A 12569-nucleotide genomic window follows, 5' to 3' on the forward strand; every position below is an offset into this window, starting at 1 on the left:
TTATTTTTCTGTAAGTTTTAAATTTAGCTTTCTCAATTGGAATAAGATTCCAAAAAAAGAAAAAAATGCGGTAATTACCGTAAAAAGTAAAGATGCTGAAACCGAAATTGAAGCATTAAAATCAAAATATTTTGAAGCCTGAAGAAACAGCATTTCTCGTACTCCGATTCCTGCAAAAGAGATGAGACTCAATACAGAGCTTCCTAAAAAGGTAACGGTATAGATCGTGAAATTATCATTCATTCCTAAGCCTTTCATGATCAAAATAAAGCAAATTACCTGTAAAAGCTGAATAATGATTGATATTGAAAAGGTTTTAAAGAAAATTCCGGTATAGGTGGAAAATAATTTTTTGGTTAGGAAATAGGTAAATGCAATTCCTGCCAACAGCAAAACGATAATAAGCCCCAGCCATTGTATTTCAAACAAAAATGCTGCTGAAACTAAAATCAGGACACAGATTGCTAAAAGGCCACTCAATCGATCGTTAAAAAGAGCAGACGTGATTTTTTTTGCGCCCCATCCGAATTTTTTATTCAGAATATACACTTTGTAAGCATCGCCGCCAATTCCGCCGGGAATGAAAAAATTATAGAACATTCCTAAAAAATAAAGTTCCAAATTACTTCTGAAGCTCAAGTTGAAATCATTAGAATTGAAATAAAATTCAAGTCTTTTGGTGGATAAAACCTGTGATGCTAAAAAGAAAATTGCTGCCAAAATAACGTACCCGACATGTAAAGTCGACCAAAGTTGGGCAACGTCTCGAAACGGTATTTTTTTGAAAACGAAATACAATAAGGCAACGCTGACCAGAATTTTTACCGCATTGATCAGAAGTTTTTTAAGCTTTGATTTCTCCAAAATTTGTTATTTTTCTGATATTGAAAGGTCGTTTGCTCTGAGATTCATAATAGGTTTTCATCAACATATCAATAATAATTCCGGTGGTGAAAAACTGGATTCCGATGAAGGCCAACAATACACCTAATATTAATAAAGGTCTTCCGCCGATGTCGTGCCCCATTAATTTTACCACCAAAAGATAAGCGTTGATTAACATTCCTAAAACAAAAGCTATCAAACCGATGTTTCCGAAAAGATAAATAGGTTTTGAAAGGTATTTTTGATTAAACAAAACCAGAAGTAGATCGTTGATTACCTTGAACGTTCTGTTCATTCCGTATTTTGAAACGCCAAACTGTCTTGCGTGGTGTTTTACCGGCATTTCAGCAATTCTGGCACCGTTAAGATGTGCCATTAAACTGATAAAACGGTGGTTTTCACCATATAAATTCAGATCTTTAGCCGTTTCCTGAGTGAAAACTTTCAAAGCACAACCCTGATCTGAAATATTAAGTTTTGTTGATCTTTTAATAATGAAATTAGCAATTTTTGAAGGAATCGTTCTGATAGAAGAATCTTTTCTCTTCTGGCGTTTGCCGACGATCAAATCGTAATCTCCGCTTTCCAGAAGATCAACCATTGCAGGAATATCGCTTGGGTCATTCTGTAAATCTCCGTCCAACGTGATTACATAATCGCCCGTTGCATAATCAAAACCCGCCATCATTGCGGAGCTTTGTCCGTAATTTTTTTTCAGCTGGATCAAAACTACACTAGGATCATTTTTATCATTAATTTCTTTCACAGTGCCGTCTTTTGAATTATCATCAATAAGAATCAATTCATAATTATAGCCATTCATGGCCTCACGGATGCGATCGATAAGTAGTCCGGCATTACCTTCTTCATTATACATGGGGATTACCAGAGAGTAAAATTTATTATGATCCATTCAGTTTATATTGATTTATTAAATTTGCATAGAAATGCTTTTGCAAAAATACTAAAAAACTATCTTTCAGATGAATCAAAATCAACTGCTGTCACCAGGTCAAATTTTATTTCTATATATCGGTTTTTCAATAGTTTATATATCGGGTTTGTTTATTCCTTTAATGGAGAACGATTCTGCACAACATGCATCAATGGCGATGCGAATGGCTTTGGAGAACGATTTTTTGAACATTATGAAAGGAGATTCGCCTTATCTGGATAAACCGCATATGCATTTTTGGCTGGCGGCCATTTCCATGAAAATGTTTGGGATCAATCATATTGCGTACAGAATTCCGGCATTGTTGTGCTTAGCTTTAGGAGCTTTTTCAACCAAAAAACTCACGGAACAGTTATATGAAAACAAAAATATGGGAAGTGTGGCTTCGCTTATTTTTCTGTCAGCGCAAACGATTATCCTTTCAGCGCATGATGTAAGAACGGATGCTGTTTTAACAGGATTTATCATCTTTTCTTTGTGGCAGTTTATAAAATTCATTAAAACTCAAAATATTCTGAATGTAATTCTGGCTGGATTGGGAACCGCGATTGCTTTTTCATCCAAGGGGTTAATGGCAATTGTAATCATCGGATTTTGTGTTTTTGCTTATTTATTATATTCAAGAGAATGGAAAAAGTTCTTTAATTTTAAAATAATTATTGCCGCGTTAAGCTTTTTTGTAGGAATTATTCCTGTTTTATACGCTTATCACCATCAGTTTGGCGAAGAAGGAATTCGGTTTATTTTATTCAATCAAAGTGTGAACAGACTAACGGCTTCAGGCTTTGAAGAAACGAGTCCAGATTACTCTTTCTTTTTCCATACTTTATTATGGGCTTTTTTACCATTTTCTTTGGCTTTTTATGTTGGTGTTTTCGAAAAATCTGCTTTTTTCATTAAAAATAGATTCAGAAAAACAGAAGGAGTAGAATTTTTAACCTTAGGTGGATTTTGGTTGGTGATGTTGCTTTTTTCAGCTTCGAAATTTAAGCTTCCACATTATTTAAATGGTTTGATAGCGGTGCTCGCTGTTTTTACTGCTTCTTATTTATTTGATATTTTTAAAAGAAATCAGTTGAAGAAGATTAAAGTTTTATATATCATTCAATTAGTGGTGGTCTTCGGAACTTTATTAGGAGTTGGTTTGCTGACGTATTTCTTCACTGGTGTTGATCATATAATAATGTATATTGTAGCGGTTTTGATTTTCATTTATTTAATGATGATCATTTTCAAGAAAGAAAATCTGTTTAAGAAATATGTTTTTATGTCTTTGGTTTTTGCCATTGGAGTTAATATTTTTCTGAATACCCAATTTTATCCCGTTCTTACGCAATATCAGGGAAGTTATCGATTGGCACAAAGTGTAAATAATGAAAGGATTGCAAAAGACAGAATTTTTGCAACTACAGGTTCAGAGTCATGGGCTTTTGATTTTTATACCAAAAGAAATACACCACGAACGGATGTTGACAAGTTAAAAAAGGGAGATTATTTCGTGATTTATAAAGACGCGTTACAATCAGTAAGCAGAAAGTATAAAATAATTTTGCAGGAAAATGATTACAGAATTACAAGACTTTCCTTGAAATTTCTAAATCCTAAAACGCGTCCTGAGCAGTTTGATAAGATTTATTTGATTCAAATATTAGATTAAAGCTTTCGCTGTTTAGCAAGTGTTTGAATTAAAAAAGTGGTACGTCTATTGTTATATATGCTCAGGATAATAAAAGTTTTTGTTTGTTTAAAATTAATTTATATTTTTAGCGGAGAATAGACAACAGAAATATTTTATTTGAATTAAAACTATAAGAATATGAGAAAATTATTATTAACATTTATGCTTTCATTATTTGGAGTAATGTCTTTTGCTCAAATTGAAGGGAAATGGAAAACAATAGATGATGAAACGAAACAGGCTAAATCTATTGTAGAGATTTATAAAAAAGGAGATCAGTATTTTGGGAAAATTTCTCAATTGTTGATAAAACCGTCAAATCCTAACTGTACGGAATGTAAAGACGACAGAAAAGGAAAACCAATTTTGGGCATGGAAATCATCAGAGGTTTGAAAAAAGATGGTGACGAATTTACCGGAGGAACTATTACAGATCCTAAATCAGGTAAAACTTACAAGTGTACGATTACAAGAAATGGCGACAAACTGAACGTAAGAGGTTATGTAGGAATTTCTTTGATGGGCAGAAGCCAGACTTGGGAAAAAGCGAACTAAATAAGTTTAAAAATAGAATTTTACAGACGGCATTTCGGAAGAGATGCCGTTTTTGTTTTGAAAAATCTGTAACGAAAAAAAAATCTACACACTTATACAATATGAACTCAAATTTGGAAAAAACCTTTATCGCTTTTCTGAAAGAAAATCAGCGGATTGTACATAAGGTATGCAGAATTTATACAGATAATAAAGAAGATCATGAAGATCTTTTTCAGGAGATCACGATTCAGCTTTGGAAATCTTTTCCGGGTTTTAAAGGTGATGCTAAATTTTCTACATGGATGTACCGTGTGGCTTTGAATACGGCGATTACATTATTTAAAAAAGCAAAAAAGAATGATCTCACTACAGCAATTGATGTTTCTTCTTTAAGGATAGAATACGAAACCTATGAAGATGATGAACATAAACTGAAAAGAATGTACCAGGCGATTTATACATTGTCGGATATTGAAAAAGCTTTGATTATGATGTATCTCGAAGATAAATCTTATCGTGAGATTGGTGAAATCCTCGGAATTACAGAAGGAAACGCTCGCGTGAAAATGAACAGAGCAAAAAATAATTTAAAACAACAACTCAACACAAAATAATATGGAAGAACTTGAATTATTAAAAAACGACTGGAATAAAAATACCGAAGATTTTAAAGAGTATTCAGATCAGGATATTCTCGGGATGATAAAAAAGCAATCGGTTTCAGTAACGAAAACTTTATTGATTATTGGAGTGGTTGAAGTTATTATTTGGTCGGCGTATGGATATATTGACGGTGAATTTCCTTTTATAAGAATAGGATTATTTACAATATTTTTCGGATTGATCATTTATTGGTTTAATAAAATAAGATCAGGCGAGAGTTCTTTAGCTTTAATGAAAAATATTTTAAATCTAAGAAAAACTGTTTTCGGATATGCCGGAATCTCTTTTGCTCTGATTATTTTTGATAGTTTAATTAACTTTAAACATAATACTTCCGATTTTATACGTGGTTGGAAAGATGGGCAGAATGGTACTCATTCGGATACAGTAAATCTTACAATGGTAAATTATATCGTTTTTGCTTTTATACTTGCAGCGGTTATCTATTTTTTGTATTGGATTTACAAAAAAACGTACGGTAAAATACTTTCAGACCTTAAAAAAAATTACAGAGAATTAAGCAAAGCAGAATAAATTCTCATTTAAATTAAAATTAATACAGGTATCTCAGTCAATGCGATGCCTTTTTTGTTATGTGTATAATAAAAAAACACTATTTTTGTAGTCTAAATTTTTCAAATAAATATGGCAGAATATACTTTTCGTGAGGTAATTGCACAGGCAATGAGCGAGGAAATGCGTAAAGACGAATCCATTTTTTTAATGGGGGAGGAAGTTGCAGAATACAATGGTGCATATAAGGCTTCAAAAGGAATGCTGGATGAATTTGGTCCAAAGAGAGTAATCGATACACCTATCGCTGAGCTTGGTTTTACAGGGATTGCTGTAGGAGCTGCGATGAACGGTAACAGACCAATTGTAGAGTATATGACATTCAATTTCTCGTTAGTGGGGATTGATCAAATTATTAATAACGCGGCAAAGATCCGCCAAATGAGTGGTGGCCAGTGGAACTGTCCTATCGTATTCAGAGGGCCTACAGCTTCTGCAGGTCAGTTGGGTGCAACACACTCTCAGGCTTTCGAAAACTGGTTCGCAAACGTTCCTGGGCTTAAAGTAGTAGTTCCTTCAAACCCTTACGACGCGAAAGGATTATTGAAAAGCTCTATTCAGGATAACGATCCTGTAATCTTTATGGAATCTGAGCAGATGTATGGCGATAAGATGGAAATTCCTGAGGAAGAGTACTACTTGCCAATCGGAAAAGCTGAAATCAAAAAAGAAGGTAAAGACGTTACATTGGTATCTTTCGGAAAAATCATGAAGTTGGCTATTCAGGCTGCTGAAGATATGGAGAAAGAAGGTATCTCTGTAGAAGTTATCGACCTTAGAACGATTCGTCCGCTAGATTTTGATACTATTTTAGCATCAGTAAAGAAAACAAACAGATTGGTTATTTTAGAAGAAGCTTGGCCATTTGGTTCAATCTCTTCAGAAATTACATATATGGTGCAGCAAAAAGCATTTGATTATTTAGATGCTCCTATCAAGAGAATTACGACTCCAGATGCACCGGCACCTTATTCAGCTGCCTTATTCGCAGAGTGGTTCCCAAAACTTGAAAAAGTAAAAGAGGAAATCAAAAAAGCGATGTACGTAAAATAATTTTAAAGATTATAGAGAAAAACTTCCGAAAGGAAGTTTTTTCATTTATTATATTCATGAAGAAAAATTCTTGAGGTCATAAATTTAGTATAAATTTGCGCGTTTAAATTTAAAATTGCTGATATGGCAGAAGTTACAGAAGGCGGTCATCATTTTGACCTTAAGAAACTTTCATTTGTAGGAGTTATCGTGTCCCTAGGGATTGTATTCGGGGATATTGGTACGTCGCCGCTTTACGTAATGAAGGCAATTGTGAATGCCCGAAAAGACGGAGCAGCAATGCCATTCGATGAGTATATCGAAGGTGCTTTGTCTTGTATCATCTGGACATTGACGCTTCAGACCACATTGAAATATGTGATCATTGCGCTTCGTGCAGATAACAAAGGGGAAGGAGGAATCCTGGCTCTTTATTCTTTGGTTAAAAAGTTAAAGAAAAAATGGCTCTATGTGGTCGCCATTATTGGTGCTTCCACGCTGGTTGCCGATAGCGTTATTACGCCTTCACTTACGGTGATGTCTGCGATTGAAGGATTAAAAATCTACAATCCGGAAACGCCGGTGGTTTTAATTACCTTATTTATTCTTTTCATCGTTTTCGTTGTTCAACAGTTTGGAACGGCTTCTATTGGTAAATTCTTCGGGCCGGTCATGGTAACATGGTTTTTGGTGCTGGGAATTTTCGGATCTGTGCATATTTTCGATCATGTGGAGATTTTCAGAGCCTTCAACCCAATTTATGCTTATAACCTGATTACGCATTCTTCGAGTGCGATTGTAATTATGGGAGCGGTTTTCCTTTGTACAACGGGAGCGGAAGCATTATATTCAGATTTAGGGCACTGCGGTGCAAAAAATATCAGAATCAGCTGGATTTTTGTTAAATTAATGTTGATTCTTAATTATTTAGGTCAGGGCGCTTGGTTATTAGATAATTATCATTTGGTACATCAGGGAGTAAATCCTTTCTTCGGAATTATGCCAGAATGGGCAGTTTTGCCGGGAGTAATTTTAGCAACGGCTGCAGCAATTATTGCAAGTCAGGCGGTAATTACAGGTTCATTTACCATGTTCTCAGAGGCGATGTCAATTTCTTTCTGGCCAAATCAACACATCGAATATCCTTCAGGGGTAAAAGGGCAGATGTATATTCCTAGAATCAATTGGGGATTAATGGCATTCTGTTTCGTAGTTGTAATTTTCTTCCAAAAATCAGAAAAAATGGAAGCTGCGTATGGTCTTACCATCACGATTACGATGTTAATGACTACGGTACTTTTACTTTTCTGGTTGAGCCGAACAAGAGTGAATAAAATTTTCTTACTTGGTTTTGCTTTAGTATATATCGCTTTAGAATCCGGATTCTTTTATGCGAATGTCATCAAGTTTATGGATGGCGGTTGGCTAACAATGGTTCTTGGCGGATTCATCGCGGTTTGTATGTATGCTTGGTATAACGGTCGATTGATAAAATCTAACTTTACACAATATGTGAAGATCGATAAATATGTTTCCATCATTAAAGATATGAAGCTGGATGAAACAATTCCGAAATATTGTACCAATTTAGCCTATCTGAGCAGAGCAAAAAGAAATGATGAGGTAGAATCGAAAATTATTTATTCTATCATTAAAAAACAACCGAAAAGAGCAGATCATTATTTTATTTTAAGTATTGTCAATCAGGAAGATCCGTATACTTTTAAATATACTGTGGATGAAATTTTGCCGGGAACAGTTTATAAAATCAATTTCTTGCTAGGATTTAAAGTTGACAGAAGAATCAACGATTATTTTAACATGGTTTTAAAAGATTTAATGGCAGACGGAACGATTCCTTCAAGAAGCAGCCACCCTTCTTTGAGGGCGCATAATATTCCGCCAGATCTTAAATATGTCATCATAGATAACACCTATATCAACGATATACTTTTAACTGTTAAACAGAAGATTACGTTGAATATTTACAACTTTGTGAAGTACATAGGAAGTGACGATTTCAAGTCTTGGGGAGTCACGATTCACAACGTGGTGGTGGAGTCTGCGCCGATTACAGAGCTTACTGTTTATGATAATAAAATTGAACAGTCAGGATTTATAAGACATAATAGTTAAGATCCTTTAACAAACCAGTCTAACATTTATTTAAATAAAATTCAATAAATTTGTAGATAATTTTTTTAATGGATACTTTACAAAAAGAAAAAAATATAGCTTTAATTAAGGATGTGCTTAGAAACTATTTACTAGAAAAAGGTTTCAGGAATACACCCGAAAGATATACGATATTAGAAGAAATTTATAATATGGATCACCACTTTAATGTGGATGATCTTTATCTTCTGATGATGCAGAAAAAATATCACGTTTCTAAAGCAACAATTTACAATACTATTGAAATTTTCCTTGATGCAGGTTTAATCCGTAAGCATCAGTTTGGTGAAAAAACATTAACTTCTTCTTCTTACGAGAAATCTTATTTTGATAAACAGCATGACCATTTGGTGATCTACAAAAAAGATTCTGATAAAGAGATTGAAGAGATTATCGAGTTTTGCGACCCAAGAATCCAGGGAATTAAAGAGGCAATTGAAGACGCTTTTGGCGTAAAAATTGATTCCCATTCGCTATATTTTTATGGCACTAAGAATGACTAACCAACCAATGAGGCTGTTTTTAGTTCTCTTACTTTTTATTTCAACGATTACTTTTGCGCAAGATCAAAAAAAGCCTGCGCAACGAGATCCTTATTTGCAAAATCCGGTTAAAAATCCTACTCCGCAACAGATTAAAGCGGGCGATAGGGTGAAGATTCTTAATGCTGATGAGATTAAAAAAGATGCCAATAAATACGATGGAAACCGTTATCTGACGGGAAATGTAAAAATTGAGCATAAAGGTTCTATCCTTACCGCTGATGAAGTAGTAATGTATGAAGAAGAAAACTTTGTAAGGGCAATCGGGAATACAAAACTTCAAAATGCAGACGGTTCTGTAATCACAGCTGCCGAAATGGAGTATGATGGAAATACTCAAAAAGGGGTCGCCAGAAAAAATGTAGTGCTTACTGATCCTAAACAGACCATAAAAACAGAAACTCTGTATTATGACAGGCTTGCCAATCAGGCTTATTTTAATACAGGAGGTACAATTTCTGATGGACAGAATGTGATGTATACCAAATCTGCCACGTATTTTTTAGATACAAAAATGATTGATTTTGTTGGAAAAGTTAAAATTGACAACAAAGATTATATTATTGAAGGAGATAATATCAAACAGAATCAAAATACAAAGGTTGCCGATTTCTTTGGTCCTACAACCATTACCAACAGGCAAAATCCTAAAAATTATGTGTATACCGAACGAGGTACATACAAAATGAATACAAAGGAAGCTTTCCTGAATAAAAACTCGAGAATTCATTACAATGATAAAATTCTGACAGGTGATGATATGTATTTTAATCAGTTATCGGGTTTCGGAAAAGCAACCGGGAATGTAAAGCTGGATGATCCTAAAGAAAAAAGATACATGAAGGGCGGCTACGGAGAAATCTATGAAAAGCAGGATTCTTCCATGATGACCAAAAGTCCTTACGCGGTAAAGATCCTCGAAAAAGATTCTATTTACTTTTCGGCTGTGAAAATTATTTCTTATCAAAAACCGGACTCTCTTGATCCTACAAAGAAAAAAAGCTTCATGAGAGCTTTCAGAAAAGGTAGATTTTATAAATCAAATGCCCAGGGAAGGGCAGATTCATTGGCTTTTAATGAAACAGATGGTATTCTTCACATGTACAGAGATCCTATTTTGTGGAGTGGAGAAAAGCAGGTGACAGGCGATAAAGTAGAAGCGTATTTCAACACAGAAACCGAAGATTTAGATTCTGTAAGAGTTATCGGAAATGCTTTTGCGATCAGCAAAGTAGATTCTCTCACATTGAAAGATGAATTCAATCAGGTAAAAGGGAAATTCATGAATGCCTATTATCAGGATAATGATATCAAAGAAATCAAAGTTATCGGAAATGCTCAAGCCATTACCTATGCCGACGATTTTAATGAAAAAACAAAGGAAAACGAAAGGATCGGTATTTCTCTTACTTCATGCGGTATCATCGGTGCTTTTTTTGAGGAAAAACTGATGCAGATTATTTCTTGTAGTATTGGGGCAACATCCGACACTTATCCTATGAGTAAGATTGAACCTTCCAAAAGAAAATTCCCCGACTTCAACTGGAATACCAAAGACCGAATCCGAAAATGGCAGGATATTCTCGTAGACACGCCAAATAATGAAGAAGTAAAATATCAGGCTGATGATGAGCTTTATAATCAGGCTCAGGAAGCGGTAGAGAAAGAAAGAGCAAAAGAAGAAGCTAAGAAACCAAAAAGAACAAGAAAATAATAATGAAGAAAATATTAATGTTATTTTTATTGATTCCAGCGTTATTTTTCTCGCAAAACTTCTTACAGCCGGATGAATTTCTGTGGAGCAAAGACAGAAAATTACAAAAAGAAGACTATAAGTTGATAACGCATGATCCTAATGTACACGTGAAATCTTCTATCAGCTTTTCTTATCATCTAAGAGGCTTTAGCGTTTTTAATGCTAATTTTAATAAAAATATTATCAATAAGTTTTCCAGTAATGCATCATCTTTTAATCCAGATGCACAAGATATTCCTGCTTTGCTAGATTATCAGCAGTTAAATTTTGACCTCTGTGAAGTGTATGCTAGAAAAATGCGTAAAGAGCTTCTTATTCATAAAAATAAACTTTGGAAAGGTTTTGATCATGCCGAAGAAATGTTTAATAATCTAACGGCTGAATATATGAAAACTCAAGCCATAATGAATGAAGAAACGGGTTATGGCATTGATGCTCATAAAGTAGAGAATTGGAAATTAAAAGTGGAAAATGATCTACAGGATCTTTCTGATTTTGATTATAACAATACATCTAAAATTAAGATAAAGAAAAGTTCTAAAGAAGAAGTTTAAGTTTCTTTTAAAATATTTCTCAAATGCAAAAAGATTTTTTTACATATCAGGCTCAAACGACAAAGTTTGCAGCTGGCTTCGAGGTTGAAAGAGCAGAGGGAAGCTATATTTATGGCAAAGACGGAAAGAAGTATTTGGATTTCGTTGCCGGAGTTTCCGCGAATACATTGGGGCATTCTCATCCGAAAATTGTAAATGCAATTAAAGAGCAGGCGGATAAATATCTTCATGTGATGGTGTATGGCGAGTATGCTCAGGAAAAACCTGTTGCTTTATGTAAATTGCTGGCAGAAGCGACGCCAGATCCTTTGGAAATTACTTATTTGGTAAACAGTGGAGCAGAAGCTATCGACGGAAGTTTAAAGCTTGCTAAAAGATATACAGGAAGAGAAGAAATTGTTTCTTTCAAAGATTCTTATCACGGAAATACGCATGGAGCTCTAAGTGTTTCGGGAAACGAAACGCACAAAAGAGAATTCCGCCCTTTATTGCCGATGGTTTCTTTTATTGAATTTAATAATGAAAATGATTTCGATAAAATTACCGAGAAAACTGCTTGTGTTATTCTTGAAACCATTCAGGGAGCGGCCGGATTTTTAGTTCCGGATAAGAACTATTTAATTAAACTAAAAAGGAGATGTGAAGAAGTCGGTGCATTATTGATTTTGGATGAAATTCAACCAGGATTCGGAAGAACGGGAAAATTATTCTCTTTTCAACATTTCGGAATCGTTCCTGATATTCTCGTGATGGGCAAAGGTATGGGCGGCGGCGTTCCTGTGGGCGCTTTTATGAGTTCAAAAGAGATTATGGGAACGTTGGCACATTCTCCGAAATTAGGTCACATCACCACTTTCGGCGGAAATCCTTTGATTGCAGCTTCAAGTTACGCCACTTTAAAAGAAGTATTGGAAAGCGGTTTGATGAATGAAGTGGAAGAAAAAGAAAAATTATTCCGAGAATTGTTGGTTCATCCGAAAATTAAAAATATCAACGGAATGGGTTTAATGCTTGCTGTAAATCTAGGTTCCCCGGAATATACGCTGGATGTTGCTAAAAAATGTATGGATAAAGGGTTGATTCTTTTCTGGCAATTATACCGAAACGAATATCTGAGAATTTCTCCACCACTTACGCTTTCTTTAGATGAAATTCGTGAAGGCTGTAAGATCATTATCGACGTTTTAAACGAAAATTAATATACGAAACTCTTCAATCT

At 34.6% G+C, this 12569-nt stretch carries 12 protein-coding genes; 10 read left to right on the forward strand and 2 right to left on the reverse strand.

What is annotated here, in order from left to right; genetic code table 11:
* Together ABEG63_RS02580 and ABEG63_RS02585 are read right to left on the reverse strand one after the other, a co-directional pair.
* Positions 1-864 carry a lysylphosphatidylglycerol synthase transmembrane domain-containing protein gene (locus ABEG63_RS02580; protein WP_346582741.1) on the reverse strand — a complete coding sequence of 288 codons (864 nt, stop codon included), beginning with the start codon at positions 862-864 and terminating at the stop codon, positions 1-3.
* A complete protein-coding gene (locus ABEG63_RS02585; RefSeq protein ID WP_346582743.1) occupies positions 845-1798 on the reverse strand; it encodes a glycosyltransferase family 2 protein in 954 nt (317 codons plus the stop codon). The genes ABEG63_RS02580 and ABEG63_RS02585 overlap by 20 nt, the downstream gene beginning before the upstream one ends.
* Before the next feature lie 70 nt (positions 1799-1868).
* Here ABEG63_RS02585 and ABEG63_RS02590 point away from each other — a divergent pair, with 70 nt between their 5' ends.
* From ABEG63_RS02590 to ABEG63_RS02635, 10 genes are all read left to right on the forward strand, one after another.
* Entirely contained in the window at positions 1869-3497 is a 1629-nt protein-coding gene (locus ABEG63_RS02590; RefSeq protein WP_346582745.1) for a glycosyltransferase family 39 protein, read from the forward strand.
* 159 nt (positions 3498-3656) lie between these two features.
* Entirely contained in the window at positions 3657-4073 is a 417-nt protein-coding gene (locus ABEG63_RS02595; protein WP_346582749.1) for a DUF2147 domain-containing protein, read from the forward strand.
* A gap of 101 nt (positions 4074-4174) precedes the next feature.
* Positions 4175-4669, forward strand: coding sequence for a sigma-70 family RNA polymerase sigma factor (locus ABEG63_RS02600; RefSeq protein WP_346582751.1), 495 nt, complete (start codon positions 4175-4177; stop codon positions 4667-4669).
* A gap of 1 nt (position 4670) precedes the next feature.
* Positions 4671-5252 carry a hypothetical protein gene (locus tag ABEG63_RS02605; RefSeq protein ID WP_346582753.1) on the forward strand — a complete coding sequence of 194 codons (582 nt, stop codon included), beginning with the start codon at positions 4671-4673 and terminating at the stop codon, positions 5250-5252.
* Positions 5253-5363: 111 nt separating this feature from the next.
* Entirely contained in the window at positions 5364-6344 is a 981-nt protein-coding gene (locus tag ABEG63_RS02610) for a pyruvate dehydrogenase complex E1 component subunit beta (protein ID WP_267401845.1), read from the forward strand.
* Between the two features lie 123 nt (positions 6345-6467).
* Positions 6468-8459 (forward strand): KUP/HAK/KT family potassium transporter, encoded by a 1992-nt coding sequence (locus tag ABEG63_RS02615; RefSeq protein ID WP_267401844.1) that lies wholly within the window; start codon positions 6468-6470, stop codon positions 8457-8459.
* A 68-nt stretch (positions 8460-8527) separates the two neighbouring features.
* Positions 8528-9001: a transcriptional repressor gene (locus ABEG63_RS02620; RefSeq protein ID WP_048511068.1), complete on the forward strand. Its 474-nt coding sequence runs from the start codon at positions 8528-8530 to the stop codon at positions 8999-9001.
* 7 nt (positions 9002-9008) lie between these two features.
* Entirely contained in the window at positions 9009-10754 is a 1746-nt protein-coding gene (locus ABEG63_RS02625; protein ID WP_346582834.1) for an OstA-like protein, read from the forward strand.
* 2 nt (positions 10755-10756) lie between these two features.
* On the forward strand, positions 10757-11350 hold the full coding sequence (locus ABEG63_RS02630; protein WP_267401839.1) for a hypothetical protein: 594 nt from the start codon (positions 10757-10759) through the stop codon (positions 11348-11350).
* A gap of 23 nt (positions 11351-11373) precedes the next feature.
* Complete coding sequence (locus tag ABEG63_RS02635) at positions 11374-12549, forward strand: aspartate aminotransferase family protein (protein ID WP_346582756.1); 1176 nt, start codon at positions 11374-11376, stop codon at positions 12547-12549.
* Positions 12550-12569: the final 20 nt, after the last annotated feature.

The organism is Chryseobacterium sp. C39-AII1 (assembly GCF_039672645.1).
Classification (GTDB): domain Bacteria; phylum Bacteroidota; class Bacteroidia; order Flavobacteriales; family Weeksellaceae; genus Chryseobacterium.